Raw genomic sequence first — 17,784 nt, forward strand, 5'->3', positions numbered from 1 at the left:
GATGGCCCTGTCCGAGCGGGACCTCGAGGAGCTGCGGGCCCGCGCCGAGCACCTCGACCGACTGCTGCTGCCGGGGCAGACGGACGAGCCGGTGGTACGGCAACCGGTGCACACCGCCTACGTGCCCGCGGACCGGTTCGGCGGCGGCACCGTCGGCGACTGGGCCACGACCGCCCGGATCGCGGTGCGGGACCACGGGCCGCCACCCGCATTCCCGGCGTCCACGATGGAGCTGGTGCTGGCCAAGCTCGTCACCGAGCCGATCGAGGACCTCCGGGTCGACTTCGAGGACGGCTACGGCCGCCGCCCCGACGACGAGGAGGACCACCACGCCACCGCCGCCGGCACGGTGCTGCGGTCCGGCCCGCCGCCCTTCTTCGGCCTGCGCTGCAAGAGCCTCGAGCCGGCCACGGTGGTGCGGGCGGCGCGCACCGTCGACCTGTTCCTGACCGCGCTGGGCCCGCCGCCGCCCGGGTTCGTCATCACGATCCCGAAGGCGACGTCGGCCGCGCACGCCGACGCCGCCGTGCTGCTGTGCCGGCAGCTGGAGCACGCGCACGGCCTGGCCGAGGGCTCGCTGCGCTTCGAGCTGCAGGTCGAGACCCCGCAGGCGGTGCTCGGCGCCGACGGCCGGTGCCCGCTGCCGGAGATGATCGTGCGTGCCCACGGCCGGCTCGCCGGCTTCCACTACGGCACCTACGACTACAGCACCGCACTCGGCGTCGCGCCCGACTACCAGTCGATGGAGCACCCGGCCGCCGACCACGCCAAGTCCGTCATGCAGGTCGCGGTCGCCGGCACCGGTGTGCAGGTCAGCGACGGCTCCACCAACGTCCTGCCGGTCGGCTCCTCCGCCGAGGTGCACGCGGCGTGGGAGCTGCACGCCCGGCTCGTCCGGCGCAGCCTGGAACGCGGCATCCACCAGGGCTGGGACCTGCACCCCGCGCAGCTCGTGACCCGCTACGCGGCGACCTACCAGTTCTTCCTCGACGGGCTGCCCCAGGCCCGGCGCCGCCTCCACGACTACCTGGCCCGGCGGGCGACCGGCACGCTCGACGAGCCGGCCACCGCCCGCGCCATCGCCCGGTTCCTCCTGCGGGGCATGTACTGCGGCGCGCTGACCCGCGGCGACGTCCGTCATTCCGTGGAGGAACTGGAGGCGCTGTGACATTCACGCTGCGGTCGCGGCAGGTGTACCTCCCCGGCGGTCCCCGGCCGGCGACCGTCACCGTCGCCGGCGGGCGGATCGCGGCCGTCGGCGACCACGACGCGGACTTCGACACCGACCTCGGCGACCTGGCCCTGCTGCCCGGGCTCGTCGACACCCACGTGCACGTCAACGAGCCGGGCCGCACCGAGTGGGAGGGCTTCGCCACCGCGACCCGGGCGGCCGCCGCCGGGGGCGTGACGTCCGTCGTGGACATGCCGCTGAACTCCCTACCGCCGACCACGTCCGTCGCCGCGCTCCGCGAGAAGCAGGCCGCCGCCGAGGGGCAGTGCTTCGTCGACGTCGGGTTCTGGGGCGGCGCCGTCCCCGGCAACGCCGCCGACCTGCCGGCCCTGCACGACGCCGGGGTGTTCGGGTTCAAGAGCTTCCTCGTCGACTCGGGCGTGCCCGAGTTCCCGCCGCTGGACCGGGCCGGGCTCGCCGAGGCGTTCGCGGCGGTCGACGCGCTCTTCGTCGTGCACGCCGAGGACCCGGCCGCGCTGCTGCCGGCGGTGCCGTCGCGCTCCTACGCCGACTTCCTCGCCTCCCGGCCGGTGGCCGCCGAGGTGTCGGCGGTCGGCACCGCGCTGTCGGTCGCCGCCGCCACCGGCGCCCGCGTCCACATCCTGCACCTGTCGGCGGCGGGTGCACTGCCCGTGCTGCGGCGGGCACAGGCGGACGGGGTGCGGGTGACCGCCGAGACGTGTCCCCACTACCTGACGCTCGACGGGCTGTCCGTCCCCGACGGGGCGACCGAGTTCAAATGCTGCCCACCCATCCGCGACGCCGGCAACCAGGACGAGCTGTGGGGCGGGCTCGCCGACGGGACCATCACGATCGTGGTGTCCGACCACTCACCCAGTACACCTTCCCTGAAACGCCGGGACACCGGGGACTTCGCGGCGGCGTGGGGCGGGATCGCGTCGCTGCAGCTCGGGCTGAGCGCGGTGTGGACCGCCGCCCGGCGGCGCGGGTTCGGCCTGGCCGACGTGGTGCGGTGGATGGCGACCGGCCCGGCCGACCTGGTGGGGCTGCGGCGGAAGGGCCGGATCGCGGTCGGCGCCGACGCGGACCTGGTGGCGTTCGACCCGGACGGGTCGTTTGTCGTCGACCCCGCCGCGCTCCACCACCGCCACCCGGTGACGCCGTACGCGTCGGCGGAGCTGTCCGGCGTGGTGCACACCACCTGGCTGCGGGGTGTCCCGGCGGGGGAGACTCCACGGGGGAGGTTCCTGCGGCGGGAGGAGGACGCATGACGTTCACGGAGCTGCCGGACCTGGCGTCACGGGTGCTCGGCGGCGGGGTCGTCGACGCCAACGACGAGTTCTTCGCCGCCCGCGACAACCTGGTCAACCCCGAGCCGTCGACGTTCGAGACGTGGACGTACGGGCCGAAGGGCAAGGTCTACGACGGCTGGGAGACCCGGCGCCGCAGGACCCCGGGCTACGACTGGGCGGTCGTCCGGCTCGGCGCCCCCGGCGTCGTCCACGGCGTGGTCGTCGACACCGCGCACTTCACCGGCAACTACCCGCCGCACGTCTCCGTGGACGGCTGCGCGGTGGACGGCTACCCGTCGCCCGAGGACCTGGCCGCGGCCGAGTGGCGCCCGCTGGTGCCGAAGTCGCCCGTGCGGGGTGACACGCGGAACCTCTTCGAGGTCGCCCCCTCCGGCCGCGTGACACACGTGCGGCTCAACATCTTCCCCGACGGCGGGGTGGCCCGGCTGCGGGTCCACGGCACGGTCGTTCCCGACCCCGCGCTCCTGCACGGCATGACCGTCGACCTGGCCGCCCTGGAGCTGGGCGGGCTCGTCGTCGACTGCAGCGACAAGTTCTACGGCTCGCCGAACAACCTCATCCTGCCCGGCCAGGCCCGCATCATGGGGGAGGGCTGGGAGACCGCGCGGCGCCGCGACGACGGCAACGACTGGGTGCTCGTGCGGCTCGCCGCCGCCGGCCGGGTGCGGCTGGCAGAGCTCGACACCACCCACTTCAAGGGCAACGCGCCGGGCGAGGCACAGCTGCGCGGCACCACCGACCCCGCGGACCCGGCGGCCTGGTTCGACCTGCTTCCGCGCACCCGGCTCCAGCCCGACACCCGCCATCGCTTCCGCCTCGACGCGACCCGCCCGGCGACATACGTGCGCCTCGACGTCTTCCCGGACGGCGGCATGGCCCGCCTCCGGCTGTGGGGTGAGACCGGTTGACCCGTGGGTAGGGTTGGGCCCGTGACCGCCGACGCCATGGACTCCGGCCTCTTCCGCCGGGTGCTGCGCCGGCATGCCTCCGCCGTGGTCGTCGTCACCGTGCCGGGTCCGGTCGGCTTCACGGCGACCTCGTTCACCTCGGTGTCGCTCGATCCGCCGCTCGTGTCGTTCAGCGTGGCCAGGGCGGCCTCCGTCTGGCCGTCCGTCGAAGCCGCCGGCCTGGTGGCGGTGCACGTCCTCACCGACGACCAGGAACAGGTGGCCCGGATCTTCGCCACCCCGGGGATCGACCGCTTCGCCGAGCACAGCAAGCGCGGCGGCTCGTGGCACGAGGACCCGGCCGGCGTCCCCCTGCTCGACGGCGTGCTGGCCGTGCTCATCTGCAAGGCCGCCAAGCTCGTCGAGGCCGGCGACCACATGATCGTGATCGCGTCGCCGGTGTCCGCGACCCACCACGACGACGAGTCGGCGGCGCCGCTGGTCTATCACGCCGGCACCTACATGACGCTGGAGCGCTGAGCTCAGGGCAGCCGCAGGCGCATCGCCGGGCCGTGCTGGAGCTCGAAGCCCAGCTTCGTGTAGAGCGGCAGGCCCTCGTCGGAGGCACGGAGGTCGACCAGCCGCACGCCGTGGTCCGCGAACCACGCGATGAGCGCCGTCATGCAGGCGCGGCTGAAGCCGCGGCGCCGCCACCGCGGGTCGGTCACCACGTTGAAGACGTAGCCGTTCAGCCCGCTCGGGCTGTCCGGACCCGCGAGGCGCTCCTCGACGACGCCGACCGCGCAGGCGGCCAGCCCGCCGTCCGGATCGTCCACCACAAACGCCGCGATGCGCGCGTCCGGCTCCGGCAGGCGCCGCCGCAGCGACTCGGCGGCCCGCGCCACCCATTCGCCCGGCTTCGGTCTCTCCCCGATGATCGAGGCCAGCATCACCGCCCGCAGCCGGACCAGTTCCTCCGCATCGTCCGCACCTGCCCGCCGCACCAGTTCCACGCCGCGAACCTATCCCGCCGTTCCGTGCGCGTCAGCCGATTTCCGCCGTGGATCCCGGCCCGCATTGCGTCGGTCAGCCGGCGGCGGTGACGGCGGCCCGTGCGCCGGTCTTGATGGTGTCGGTGGATGTGGTGTCGATGGTGGTGATGGGTTTGCCGTTGGTGTTGCCGCCGACGGCGTAGTGCTTGATGCCGGGAAAGGCGGTGATGCCTTCGGTCATGGCTGCGACCGGGACGGGTCCGGCGGCGATGATGACGGTGCATTTCTGCACGCCGAGGGTGTTGTAGTAGGTCAGGCCGTTGGCGGTGGTCTGCGGTCCGGTGATGGCCAGGTGCTGGACCTTGACGAGGGTCTGCACGGAGGCGTCCTGCATGCCGGCCCAGGCGGTGCGGGCGGGTTCTGCGGTCAGGTCCTGGTCGTCGGTGAGCAGGCAGGCGGTGGTCGCCTTGTACTGCCGTTCACGTGGGGCCGGGGGTGGTGGGTCCTGCGGCCACAGCAGCCACGTGGCCAGCACTGCCAGCACGGCGAATGTGGCGGAGCCGGCGATGATCTGCTGCCGCCGGGGCCATGCGCGCACGGCGGCACGTGCCGTGGTCAACCAGCGCAACACAGCCTCACCTCCCCGTCCGGGTGTAGCTCGCGGCACGAAGATAGCGTGCTTCGTCGATCTCCGATAGCCCCTTCGCTAAAGATCGCGAAAGCGCCAAACGGGACATCGGAGCATCAAGGTCACCGATATTCAAGAACATCTTGTGCTCGGGTCGTGACGCACCGCAGACTGCTCGCGCCTTGGTTCGCAACATCGGCTTCACGGGGGAGGCTGGCCGTGCGCGGTCGTCGAACTGTGCCTGCTGTCGGTTCGTCTGCTGGTCGATCCGCTGGCCGGGTGGGTCGCCGGGTGAGCGTCGTCATGGTGATGGCGATGGTGCTCAGCCTGGGGCTGCCGGCGGCGCTGGTGCCGTCGGGGCGGGGTCTGGTGGGCTGGTCGTGGCTTCGTGGCTGGTTGTCGGCGGCGCCGTCGTGGGCGAAGGAAGACCCGAAAGTGCCGCAGCAGCAGCGCGGCAAGGGGGTCGACGGGCACTACGTCGCGTCGCCGAGGTTGCTGGACGACGGTAGCCGGTGGCGAAGGCCAAGGGTGAGTTGGACCGCTATCGGCCGTTCACGCCTGAGGTGAAGAACAAGTCGACCGGGTCGGCGCGGAAGGGTTTCGATGCGGCGACGAGCAAACGCAAGGCGCCGTTGAGCGATGCGAAGACCGACGTGTTCGAAAACGCGGATGGCACATACACGCGGAGGGTCTACAAGAACCCGGTGAACTTCAAGGCGGCCGACGGTTCGTGGCAGCCGATCGACAGCCAGCTCAAGGCCGGTGCTGGGCGCCGGTTGGAGACGACCGCGAACGCGTTCAAGGTCAGTTTCGCGCCGGGGACGGCGAAGAAGGTCGACGCCGACGGCGCGGAGATCCCCACCGTTTCCGGCGGCCAGACGGCGGCGGTGGACGAGGACCTGGTCCGCATGACGCTCGAGCCTGGTGTGGAGCTGGCCTACACGCTGCAGGACGCGTCACTGATCAAGGCATCGGTGGACCGGTCGGTCGCGCGGTACCGCAACGTGTTCCCGGACGTGGACCTGGAACTGGGGGCAAAGGCGTCCGGGGTCAAGGAGAACCTGGTGCTGCGCTCGGCGGAGGTGCCGACCGAGTACGTGTACCCGCTGAAGCTCAAGGGTTTGACGCCGCGGTTGAACGGCTTCGGTGAGGTGGAGTTCGTCACCGCCAAGGGGACGGTGGCCTCGACGATGCCGGTCGGGTTCATGGAGGACGCCTCCAACAGCCACGCCGGCGCCGGTGAGATCTCCTACGGCGTCAAGTACGAGCTGATCCAGGCCGGTGGCGGCCCGGCGCTGAAGGTGAGCGTCGACGGGGCCTGGCTGCGGGACCCGAAGCGGCAGTTCCCGGTCATTCTCGACCCGCAGACCCGTGTGGTGACGCAGTACGACACCTACGCCATCAGCACCGCCCCGACCGGGACCCGCAACACCGAGCCGACGCTGGCGGTGGGGTCGCACAACGGTACGGAGAAGGCGCGGACGTTCATCAACTTCGACGGGTTCCAACACGTGGAACGCATCGTCGGTGACGTGGAACAACATGCCCGGCTACGACACGAACAAGCTGATCGCGACGGACTCGCCGAGCAGTTCGCAGGCGTGCACGAACTCGGGGCAGGTACGCAACCGGGGCGTGTGGTCGACGCCGTGGCTCAACACCCAGTACATGGTCGACTGGGCCAGCTATCCGGGCACGATCTTCGGGTTCGCGTTGACCGCGGACGAGGCCGACACGGCGGCGTGGAAGCGGTTCACGTCGTCGGACACCAGCCTGATCTGCCCGAGCTACTTCGGCAACACCGAGTGTGACCCCTTCATCGAGGTCAACTACGCGGCGAACACCCCGCCGCAGCTGGACGCCCGCTATCCGGCGAACAACACGACGGTGAACACGCTGACGCCGGAGTTCGCGGCGAAGGGCAGCGACCCGGACAACTACCCCAACCGCGGCCTGCGGTACAACTTCCTGCTTTACAACGATCAGGGCACGCAGTTCGCGTCGTCGGGCTGGACCGACGGCTACTGGAAGCCGCCGGCGGGCACGCTGCAGTGGGGCAAGACCTACATGTACATGGTGCAGGTCGACGACCGCTCGTCGATCGGCCCGACCAACCCGGTGCCGTACGTGTTCTCCACCGCCGTGCCGCAGCAGTTGGTGAGTTCATCGCTGGCGCAGAACGGCGGCAAGGGCTTCGAGGGCTCGGTGGGGAACTACACCACGAGTGATGTCGACGCGCAGGTGGCGACGGTGGGTCCGGCGTTGTCGATCGCCCGGGAATACAACAGCCTCGACGTCCGTACCTCCGCGTTCGGGCAGGGCTGGTCGGCGCTGCCCGACATGCAGGTCCGTGAAGGCAAGGACGCCGACGGTGCGCTGCAGACGGCCGTGGTGCGCTACCCCAACGGCCAGGAGGTGACGTTCGGCCGCAACAACGACGGCAACTGGTCGCCGCCGCCGGGCCGGTACTCCATCTTCAAGCCGATCACCGGTGGCTACTCGCTGACCGACAAGGACACCACCACCTACGAGTTCACCCAGACCGTCGTCGGCTCCGGCACGTTCGGCCTGACGAAGATCACCGACTCCAACGGCCGGGCACTGACCCTGCGATACAACACCAGCGGCCAGGTCGACCAGATCAAGTCCCTGACCTCGAACCGCACGCTGAACCTGTCCTGGTCGACCCCGGCCGGCGCCACGGCCGCGCACGTCGGGTCGGTGACCACCGACCCGACCAACCCGGCGGTGCCCAGCAGCACGCTGACGTGGACCTACAGCTATACCGGGGACAAGCTCACCAAGGTCTGCCCGCCTGGCACCACCACCGACTGTGCCCTCTACGAGTATCAGACGGTCAACCAGCACAACGGGACGGTGCTCAACACCGGCCCGTACTCGTTCTGGCGCCTCAACGATGCCACCGGGCAGACCCAGGCGAAGAGTGGTGTGCTGTCCAACGACGGCACTGACAACGGTATCTACAGCAATGTCACCCTCGGTGGCGGCGCCGCACTGCCGAACTCGACATCGACGTCGGCGTCGTTCAACGGCACCAGCTCGTCGGTGAAGCTGCCGGTGAAGCTGGCGACGGAGAGCTCGTACCAGTCGGTCAGCCTGTGGTTCAAGACCGCCACACCCAGCGGGGTGCTGTTCTCCAACCAGAAGGACTTGGTCACCCAGGGCGCGACGACTCCCGGCAACTACAACCCGGTCCTGTACATCGACAACACCGGCAAGCTGCGCGGTCAGTTCTGGATGGGCACCCCCACGGCCGCGATCACCACCGCCAATCCGGTCACGGACAACCAGTGGCACCACGTCGCGCTGTCCGGCAACGGCGGCAACCAGCGGATGTATCTCGACGGGCAACTCGTCGGCACGCTGTCCGGCACGATCGTGCTGCACAACACCGGCCAGTCCAACCTGTACCTCGGCGCCGGGTTCCTCGGCGGCGGCTGGCCCGGCCAGACCAACACCACGGCCACCGCGACGTTCTTCAACGGTTCCATCGCCGACGCCGCTTACTACAACAAGCCCCTCACCGCCAACGACGTCTCCGCCCTGTACACCTCGGGTAAGAACCCGACGCAGGCGATGACGAAGGTGACCAGCAATGCCGGCCGGGTCCGTGCCGTCGTCGGCTACGACACCGTCTCCGGCCGGGTCAACCAGGTCACCGACGAGAACGGCGGGGTCTGGAAGATCGGAGCGCCGGCCAACTACGGCTCCAGCCAGGTCTACGTCTCGTCCGTGCTCGGCTCCCAGCCACGCGACTACTACCGGTTCAACGACATCAGCGCGCCGATCTCACCGTCGAACCAGGTGATCGGCACGACAGCCCTCTACAACAACGTCGCGTTCGACACCACGCAACCGAACACCACCAGCCCGTTCAGCGACTCCTACGGCGGCATCTTCAACGGCACCTCTTCGTACGTGAAGATGAAGGAGGGGTTCGAGTTCGCGCCTGGCGCAGGTCCCCAGTCCGTCGAGATGTGGTTCAAGATCCCGGCCGGTCATACGGCCAGTGGTGTGCTCTACGGCTACCAGGATCAGCCGCTCGGCGCGACGAACGTCCAGTCCTGGGTGCCTGCCCTATACGTGGGCGGTGACGGGAAGCTGCGCGGCAGCTACTGGACCGGCAGCGGCGCCGGACCGATCACCTCCACCAGCCCCGTGAACGACGGCAAGTGGCACCACGTGGTGCTGGTCGGCACATACGACACGACGGCCACGAGCACGCAGACGATGTACTTGGACAACGTGCCCGTCGGCACGAACACCGGTGATCAGCAGTCGCTGTTCACCGACTATTCGTACGTCGGCGCGGGCACGACGAAGAGCTGGCCGGGCACGACGCAGGACGTCAGCTACTTCAAGGGCAACATCGCCGAATTCGCCTACTACAACACCGCGCTGTCGCAGGCACAGGTCGACGCGCACTACAAGGCGTCGCGCAGCTCGCTGTCACCGGCAGAGACCGGTCCGGTACTGACCCCGGTCACGACGGTGGCCATCACCGACCCGGGCAACAACGTCGCCAAGAAGATGTTCGACACCCTCAACGGCAACCGGCTCGTCGCCGACGTCGATGTGCTCGGCAACACCACGACGTACGGCTACGACGTCGGCGGCTTCGTCTCGGTGGTGTACGACCCACTGGGACAGAAGACCGAGACCGGCAAGGACGCACGCGGCAACACCATCCGCACGACCACCTGCGGGCACTACGGCGGCGAGGTCGGCGACAACTGCGAGACCACGTACTACAAGTACTGGCCGGATCCCGCACCGGCGGTGCTCACTCCGGACCCGCGCAACGACCAGCTCATCGAAATCACGCCGCCGAGTTCGTCGCTCGATCTGTGGCAGAACCGCAGCACGAAACTCGAATACGACTCGTCCGGCAACCGCCTGAAGGTGACGTCACCGCCCGTGCCCGGATTCACCATCGGGCGCACCACGGCGACGACCTACACGACGAGCAGCACCGCCGCTGTGGGTGGTGGGGTCACCCCGCCGGGGTTGCCGGTGACCGTCATCTCGGCCGGCGGCAAGCAGCAGAAGACCGAGTACAACTCGGCCGGTGACGCCGTGCGGATCACGGACCCGGCCGGGCTGGTGACCGAGTTCAAGTATGACGGGCTGGGCCGCGTCACCGAGAAGAAGGTCATCTCCACCGCCTATCCGGCCGGGCAGGTCACCACCTACCGGTACGACAGTGACGGCCAGTTGGTCGAGACGACCGAGCCTGCGACCACCGACGCGGTGACCAGTGCGGTGCATACCGCGAAGACCGTCGACGTCTACGACGCGGACGGCAACGTCATCTCACGGACCGTCACCGATACCACCGGGGGCGACGCGCCACGCGCGATCACCAACGACTACAACGCCTATGGCCAGTTGGTGAAGACCGTCGACCCGACCGGCGCGGTCTCGCTCTTCTCCTACGACGCCTACGGCCAACAGAACAAGATCGTCGAGTGTGACAGCAGCCCGGCGCCGTCCACCCCCTGCCCCGCCGCCGACGTACTCCGCACCGTCGCCCACACGTTCGACGCCGAAGGCCGCCTGCTGACCGCCAGCATCACCGGCAAGGACGGCGTCAGCCATCAGGTGGTGTTCAACGCCTACTACAAGGACGGCTTGCTCGCGTCGCAGACCGACGCGATGAACTGGACGACGAAATACACGTACTACAACAACGGCAAGGTCAAGAAGGTCACCCGCACCGATGGTGTGAAGACCTACGTTCTCGAGGAGAACGCCTACGACAAGGCCGGCAACCTGCTGTCGCGCGACGAGAACAACGGTGCCACGCACACGGACTTCACGTTCGACGCGGTCGGCCGGATGCAGTCGTCGTCGACGAATGTCGGTGAGGTCAACAGGTCGACGAACTACGTGTATGACGCCGACGACCGAGTCATCGGCATCCGCGACAGTGTCGCCGCCGCCGGTGGAGGCACCTCCACGGTCCTGCAGACCCGCGAATACACCTATGACCCGATGGGCCGGGTCCTCTCAGAGAGCACCAGCACCCAGGCCGCGTCACGTCCAGTCGGCTGGTGGAAGCTCGACGAGACCAGCCAGCCGGGGCAAACCATCTGGGCGAGCGACTCGTCGACCTCGCAACACCACGCGACCGGCGACGACGGCGTCACCCTCGGCGGCGGCAACGGCACCTTCACCACCGGCATGCTGGACGCCTTCAACATCCTCAACACCACCCAGTCCTACTCGGTGTCGGCCTGGGTCAAGGCCAGCAGTCTGACCGGATTCCAGACAGCGCTCGGGCAGGGCGCGGAGAACTCCGCGGCGTTCTACCTGCAGTACAGCGGCGCGCTGAACAAGTGGGCGTTCATCTCACCGTCGTCGGACTCGGCCAGCGCTTCCGCGTACCCTGCGGCCACGTCGAGCAACGCCCTGGCGGCGAACACGTGGGTGCATCTGGTCGGGGTGTTCGACGCCAACACCAAGGGCATGGCCCTGTACGTCAACAACGTCCGCGGTACGGACGGCACCAATCCCACGCCGTTCGCCTCGACCGGATCGTTCGGTATCGGTGGGGTGCGGTACAACAACGGCGGCGTCAACCAGTTCAACGGCTCGATCGACAACGTGCAGGTCTACCAGCGCGCCCTCTCCGCAGCCGACGTGGCGACCCTGTGGGCCGGCGGCAACGGCCGCACCACCGACGCCACCGCCAGCACCGGCCAGCTGACCACCAACCACACCGTGGACAACCGCGGCCTGACGACCGCGACGATGGATCCCAACGGCAACACCACCAACTTCGTTTACGACGAGGTCGACCGGCTGGTCAAAACCATGGCGCCCAGCGTGACGACCGAAACGTTCGGCAGTACCGCGTTGGCGGTGCGGCCGACGTCACTGCGCGGCTACAACACCTTTGGCGACGTCGTCGAGCAGCAGGACCCACTCGGCCGGGTCACACAGATCCGGGTCGACGCCGCAGGCCGACCGGTCACAGTCATCCTGCCCGACTACACACCCCCGGGTGGCACAGCCATCGTCGGGGCGAACAGCACGACGGTGTACGACAAGCTGGGGCAGGTCACCTCCACGACCGACCCGCGGGGCAAGACCACGTCGTACGAGTACGACTCGTTCGGCAACACGACCAAGGTGACCGGCCCGACCGGCAAGTCGTCGACAGCGGTCTACGACAAAGTCGGCGACCTGCTGGAGGCGGTCGACCCGACCGGCGCGAAGACAACCGCCACCTACGACTATCTCGGGCGGAAGTTGACGAGCACGCAGATCGTGCGCCAGCCCACGTCGGTGGCCAACACCACCACCTACGACTACGGCACCGGCGTCTACGGCAACCAGCCGGCGGCGGGGCCGTGGCTGCGGAAGATCACCTCACCGGACGGCGTGACGACCGAGACGACGTACAACAACGTCGGTGAACCGGTGACGTCCAAGGACGGCGCCGGCAACATCACCAAGACCACCTACAACGGGCTCGGCCAGCCGATCATCGTCACCAACGCGGACAACACCGCAACCGACATGCTGTACGACGGTGCCGGCCGAGTCACCCGTGTCCGGCAGTTCGACAACAACTACAACGTGCTGACGATGCAGATACGGGGCTACGACAACAACGGCAACCCCACCTCGTTCAAGGACGGCCGCGGCACCACCACCACCCTGGTCTACGACGCCGTCGGCAACGTCACCAGCGAGGTACAGCCGGTCACCGGCACGACGTCGATCACCACCTCGTTCGGCTACGACGCGTCGGGCAGTCCCACCCGGTTCACCGACGGACGCAACAACCAGTTCTGGACCACCTACAACACCTGGGGCCTGCCCGAATCGCAGATCGAGCCCGCCACCACCGCCTACCCCAACGCGGCGGACCGCACGTTCACCGCCGTCTACGACACCGCCGGCAGGCTCACGACGAGCATGCTGCCCGGCGGAGTACAGCTCGCCTACACCTACGACGACCTCAACCAGCTCACCGGGCAGACAGGTTCCGGCGCCGATGCGGCGACCGTGGCGCGGACGTTCGGCTACGACGACGCGGGGCGCATCACGTCGCTGTCCGTGCCGGGTGGCACCAACGCGATCTCGTACGACGACCGGGGGCTGCCGCTGAGCATCACCGGCCCGGCGGACAACACCTCGTACACGTACACCAACGACGGCCGGATGAAGTCGCGTACCGACGCGGCGGGCGCGACGAACTTCACGTACGACACCGCGGGCCGGCTCAAGACGGTCTCGAACCCGACGACGAACATCGACCTGAACGTCGCCTACAACGTGATGAACCAGCCGTCGACGATCACCTACGGCGCCAACAACAAGAAACGCGCCTTCACGTACGACTTCCTGCACCGGGTCAAGACCGACACAGTGTCGTCGTTCGACGGGTCGGTGATTCAGGGGTCGATCGCCTACGGCTACGACGAGAACAACAATCTGACGTCGAAGGTGACGACCGGGTTCGCGGGTGCGTCGAGCAACAGCTACACCTACGACCTCGCCAACCGGCTCACCTCGTGGACGTCCGGTTCGACGACCACCAACTACGCCTACGACGCGTCGGGCAACCGGACGCAGAACGGCAGCAAGACCTTCAGCTACGACCAGCGCAACCAGTTGCTGTCGCAGAGCGGTGGCACGTCGTACGCGTACACGGCGCGGGGGACGTTGCGGCTGACCTCCGGTCCGGGTGGGGTGTACAACACCACCGCGGATGCCTACGGGCAGATCATCACGCAGCAGGCGGCCGGTGGGACGGTCACCTACGACTACGACGCGCTGGGCAGGGCGGTCAAGGCCGGGTTCAAGTACAGCGGGCTCGGCAACGATCTGGCCGACGACGGCTCGTCGAAGTACACCCGGGATCCGGGCGGGGGAGTCCTCGCTGCGGGGTCGGGGACCGGGGCGAACTCGCGGTATGTGTGGACCGACCTGCACACCGACATCGTCGGGCAGTTCACCGCCACGGGTTCGAGCCTGACCGGATCGGTCAGCTACGACCCGCTCGGCGCGGTCCTGGCCACGACCGGGATGGTCGGCAGTCTCGGCTATCAGTCGGAGTTCACCGAGCAGTCGACGGGCCGGGTCAACATGCTGGCCCGCTGGTACAACACCGACACCGGCCAGTTCGACAGCCGTGACACCGCCAGCAACAGCCCGATTCCGTCGTCGATCAACGCCAACCGGTTCCAGTACGGCGACGGCAACCCGCTGACCACCACCGATCCGACCGGGCATTGGGACTGGTCGTCGGTGAAGAACGCCTTCAAGGCGGTGACGGCCCCGGTCGCCAACGTGGTGACCAGCACCTACAACTACGTCGCTTCCGGTCAGGCGTGGCAGGACGTCAGGGCGGGTGCCAACTATGTCGTGGACAAGGCCAGGGCGGCGACCAAGGTCGTCGTCAACTCCACGACGAAGTGGGTGAAGCAGAAGGCTCAGACCGTCAGGGACAAGTACAACGACGTCAAGAAGTGTCTGTCCGGCGGTGTGACGAAGTGTGTGAAGGAGACCGCGAAGGCTGCGGCGAAGTCGGTCAAGGACGCGGTCAAGAACACCGTCAACGCGATCAAGGAAGATCCGTGGAAGTTCATCGCCACTGCGGCGGTGGGCATCGCGGCCACGGTCGCGGTCGGCGCCCTGTGCGCCACCGGTGTGGGCTGTCTGATCCTGGCCGGCGCGGTCGCGGGGGCGTTGTCGTCGGGTGCCGGGTACATGATCGATGTCGGTCGGGGTGACGCGGAGTTTTCGTGGAGTGGTCTGGCCGACACGATGATCCAGGGCGGCCTGGACGGTGCGTTGAGCGCTGGGACGAGCAAGTTCACCGGTGGGGCGAGTAAGTATTTCACCAAGGGTGGTGCCGGTGCTGCGGCGCCGAAGCTCTTCGGCGGCGGAGGCAGTAAGGCCAGTCTGCCGAACCCGACTCGGGCCTCGCACGGCGGTGGTGGCGGTGGTGGCGGTGGCCGGCCGAACACGTCTGGCTATGAGGGCAAGCACCGGTCGCCGTCCGGCTCGAGCGGGTCACCGTCTCGCGGCAGTGGTTCCGGCGGCTCTTCGGGCGACTACAAGGGCCGTCACCGTGCCGAGTCGTGCGACACGCATAGCTTCGACCCGGCGACGCGTGTGCTCATGGCGGACGGGTCGGCGAAGGCCATCGTGGAGGTGGAGGCCGGCGACTGGGTGATGGCCCAGGATCCGGAGACGGGCACGCTGGAGGCCAAGCAGGTCGAGGCGTTGCACCGCAACCAGGACACGGATCTCACGGACCTCACGATCGCCGTTGAGCGTGGCGAGGTCGACGAGACCGCGGTGCTGAAGACGACCTGGCACCACCCGTTCTGGAACGAAGACACCGACACCTGGACCAACGCCCAAGACCTGAAGACCGGCGATCAGTTCCGCACAACGGACGGCACCGTCGTCACCGTCGCCGACGTCCATAACTACGTCAGCGCCGCGGAGATGCGCGACCTCACCGTCACCGACCTCCACACGTACTATGTGATAGCCGGCACCACACCGGTGCTGGTACACAATACGAATGGACCGTGTCCGACGGTCGGATTCGAGGCTGCTGACGCAGCTTCCAGCAAGTTTGAGCGCCCAGGCGGAATGTCGGGTGCACTCTTTACTCCCGGTAGGGCGCCGCTCAATCTGTCTTCAGGCTCGCGCAATCTGAACCCACGGTATCTTGAGAACCTTCCGCCTGGAACGAATAGCACCAATTATCACCATCTGGAGGCGCAATCGGCTGGCTTTATGCGCCTGACCGGGTCGGGTGAAGGCCATTTGTTCATCACCGGCGACTACATTTGTGGAGCGTGTGCCGATCGACTGGGAGCGATGCTGCCCGAGGGTGCTAATCTGACGGTGTGGTTCCGCAACGCCGAAGGAATCCAGAGTCGAAAATTCACGGGTCTACCGGACTAGCGAGATATGACACGCTGGCTCGGAATCGATTCGCACTCGTCCGAGCCAGCGTGTGTGATTGACCAGTTGCGTTTATTTCCTAAGCCACTTCAAGTCATTCATCTCGTCCACAAAGGCCAGCTTGTCTGGATGAGGGGAGGCTACTCGAACCTCGGCATACCCTGAGCGAGCCTTCCACGGCGCGCCGAGCTCCATCGCAGGTAGAACCTCGGCTACTAACGAATCGGACATGTAGATTCGCCCCCCCGGCTTTGGCCAACGCCATCCGCGGAAAGCAATCTCGGTCATTGGCAAAAGAATCGATGTGAGGCGTTCCTCGGGTACCTGTCCGCATTCTCTCCACGAGGTCGCGTTGTAAGTCGCCTCGCTCAAGGCATTGTGGATCAATAGCTCAGCCAGTCCCTCAGCCACTTGCTCCCATTCTTCGCCGAGTTCAGCGTCATAAACCGAATCTGGATGTTCCGTGTGGAATGCCCACCTCCAGTCGCCGGTGGCGTCCTCCATGAAGATCGCCATGGCGTCATCAATTACGATCTGATCCGGATTTCGAATTCGCCGAGTTGCCGCAAGAGAATGGCCCCACTGAGATGAGAGTTGATACCATTCCTTAAGGGGTTCAGGAAGCCATTTGGATGTGGGCGGCACCGGCGAGATGGGTGATGTTGGGGGTCCGTACCAGCTTGTGAGAAAACTGGAAAGACTCACATTCTCTGGGTCGATCATTTCGCGTCCTTCCCGATTAGGTAAAGTAATTCCGAGTATCTCAAGAGTGGATTCGGCTACAGCGGGGCGGGATCACCCTTGGTGTTGTTCTCCTAACTGGGGTGCGCTGGTGGTCCTGGACGTACGCCTCGGTTGATGTCAGAACTGATGTCAGTCGGGAGCATGTATCCGAATGTATGGATGAATACTGTCCGATCTCGATGGTGAGCGGGTTGGCCGTTGCCTCGGCGCGTAGCGGCGTGGCGTCGATCCCCGAAACCCACTGCGGTGCTTGCCTACCGAGGGGATCGTCACGGCCTGTCGCGCCCGGTGTTGCGCCGCCTCGCTGGGGCTGATGTTCCGTTGCGTGGGTGCGTGCGCGCGGGCCGTAGGTGTAGCGCGTGCGCGTGCGTCCGGCGTAGCCGGGCGCTCTTGATACCTGTGAAGCAATTCTTAGCCCAGTCGCTCCGTCGGTGGCGGGCTGCTGGGCTATGCCTTCGGGTTGCGGCGTGCCTTCTTCGGTGCCGGCGGCTCGGCGGGCTCGGGCGCTTCGCTGGCGGCGGCTCGTCCGAGGTTGGCTTCGTAGGCGGCGAGGTCGTCGGCGAGGTCGAGGTGTGCTTGTTGGAGGGTGGCGAGTTCTTCGGTGGCTTGCCAGGCGGCGGCGGTGTCCTTGTTCATGAAGGCGTCGACGATCTTGCCGCTGATGCGGTCCCGCTCTAGGAGGTAGAGGGCGAGGCGCCGGTTGAGTGCTGGGTTGTCGCTGATGATCGGCGTCTGGGTCGTGGCCGCGATGGGGCGGCCGGCGGCGTCGGTGCCGATGCGTTCGGGGGCCTGGGGGTGGACGAAGGTGCCTTTGCCGACGACGGCGTAGGTGAGGCCGCGGTGTTGCAGCTCCCGTAGCGCCCGTTGGGCGGTCATGGAGGCGACGCCGTAGGTGTCGGCCATTCGCCGGGCGGTGGGGAGCACGTCGCCGGGGGCGAGTTTGCCGGTGCGGATCTGGTCGACGATGTCGTCGACGACCCGTTGGAACAGGGCGCGTCGGTCGTCGGCGTCGTGCGGCATGTGCTGATCGTAGTCGTGTTGTCCTGATTGAGCTACACGGGCTACCCAA

General features: G+C 67.7%; 11 protein-coding genes. 7 read left to right on the forward strand and 4 right to left on the reverse strand.

What is annotated here, in order from left to right; translation table 11 throughout:
* The first annotated feature begins 1 nt into the window (after nucleotide 1).
* Genes Dfulv_RS11290 through Dfulv_RS11305 form a run of 4 tightly spaced genes read left to right on the forward strand, consistent with a single transcriptional unit; the run spans nucleotide 2 to nucleotide 3,932 of the window.
* Nucleotides 2-1,168 (forward strand): DUF6986 family protein, encoded by a 1,167-nt coding sequence (locus tag Dfulv_RS11290; RefSeq protein WP_259862730.1) that lies wholly within the window; start codon nucleotides 2-4, stop codon nucleotides 1,166-1,168.
* On the forward strand, nucleotides 1,165-2,463 hold the full coding sequence (gene allB / locus Dfulv_RS11295) for an allantoinase AllB (RefSeq protein ID WP_259862732.1): 1,299 nt from the start codon (nucleotides 1,165-1,167) through the stop codon (nucleotides 2,461-2,463). Before Dfulv_RS11290 ends, allB begins: the two co-directional genes overlap by 4 nt.
* Complete coding sequence (alc, locus tag Dfulv_RS11300) at nucleotides 2,460-3,413, forward strand: allantoicase (protein WP_259862733.1); 954 nt, start codon at nucleotides 2,460-2,462, stop codon at nucleotides 3,411-3,413. Before allB ends, alc begins: the two co-directional genes overlap by 4 nt.
* 21 nt (nucleotides 3,414-3,434) lie before the next feature.
* Nucleotides 3,435-3,932 carry a flavin reductase family protein gene (locus Dfulv_RS11305; protein WP_259862734.1) on the forward strand — a complete coding sequence of 166 codons (498 nt, stop codon included), beginning with the start codon at nucleotides 3,435-3,437 and terminating at the stop codon, nucleotides 3,930-3,932.
* 2 nt (nucleotides 3,933-3,934) lie between these two features.
* On the opposite strand, the gene Dfulv_RS11310 is transcribed toward Dfulv_RS11305, so the two are convergent.
* Nucleotides 3,935-4,405 carry a GNAT family N-acetyltransferase gene (locus Dfulv_RS11310; protein ID WP_259862735.1) on the reverse strand — a complete coding sequence of 157 codons (471 nt, stop codon included), beginning with the start codon at nucleotides 4,403-4,405 and terminating at the stop codon, nucleotides 3,935-3,937.
* Between the two features lie 73 nt (nucleotides 4,406-4,478).
* Complete coding sequence (locus Dfulv_RS11315; RefSeq protein ID WP_259862736.1) at nucleotides 4,479-5,015, reverse strand: hypothetical protein; 537 nt, start codon at nucleotides 5,013-5,015, stop codon at nucleotides 4,479-4,481.
* Between the two features lie 288 nt (nucleotides 5,016-5,303).
* On the opposite strand from Dfulv_RS11315, the gene Dfulv_RS11320 reads away from it, so the two are divergent.
* From Dfulv_RS11320 to Dfulv_RS11330, 3 genes are all read left to right on the forward strand, one after another.
* A complete protein-coding gene (locus Dfulv_RS11320; protein ID WP_259862737.1) occupies nucleotides 5,304-5,579 on the forward strand; it encodes a hypothetical protein in 276 nt (91 codons plus the stop codon).
* Complete coding sequence (locus tag Dfulv_RS11325; protein ID WP_259862738.1) at nucleotides 5,525-6,823, forward strand: hypothetical protein; 1,299 nt, start codon at nucleotides 5,525-5,527, stop codon at nucleotides 6,821-6,823. The genes Dfulv_RS11320 and Dfulv_RS11325 overlap by 55 nt, the downstream gene beginning before the upstream one ends.
* Nucleotides 6,824-7,085: 262 nt before the next feature.
* Complete coding sequence (locus Dfulv_RS11330) at nucleotides 7,086-15,971, forward strand: LamG-like jellyroll fold domain-containing protein (protein ID WP_259867609.1); 8,886 nt, start codon at nucleotides 7,086-7,088, stop codon at nucleotides 15,969-15,971.
* Between the two features lie 72 nt (nucleotides 15,972-16,043).
* Here the strand turns inward: Dfulv_RS11330 and Dfulv_RS11335 are convergent, their stop codons facing one another.
* Together Dfulv_RS11335 and Dfulv_RS11340 are read right to left on the reverse strand one after the other, a co-directional pair.
* Nucleotides 16,044-16,694, reverse strand: coding sequence for a hypothetical protein (locus Dfulv_RS11335; protein ID WP_259862739.1), 651 nt, complete (start codon nucleotides 16,692-16,694; stop codon nucleotides 16,044-16,046).
* 468 nt (nucleotides 16,695-17,162) lie between these two features.
* Complete coding sequence (locus Dfulv_RS11340) at nucleotides 17,163-17,735, reverse strand: GntR family transcriptional regulator (protein ID WP_259862740.1); 573 nt, start codon at nucleotides 17,733-17,735, stop codon at nucleotides 17,163-17,165.
* Nucleotides 17,736-17,784: the final 49 nt, after the last annotated feature.

This window comes from Dactylosporangium fulvum (assembly GCF_025137375.1).
In the GTDB taxonomy this organism is placed as follows: Bacteria; Actinomycetota; Actinomycetes; order Mycobacteriales; family Micromonosporaceae; genus Dactylosporangium; species Dactylosporangium fulvum.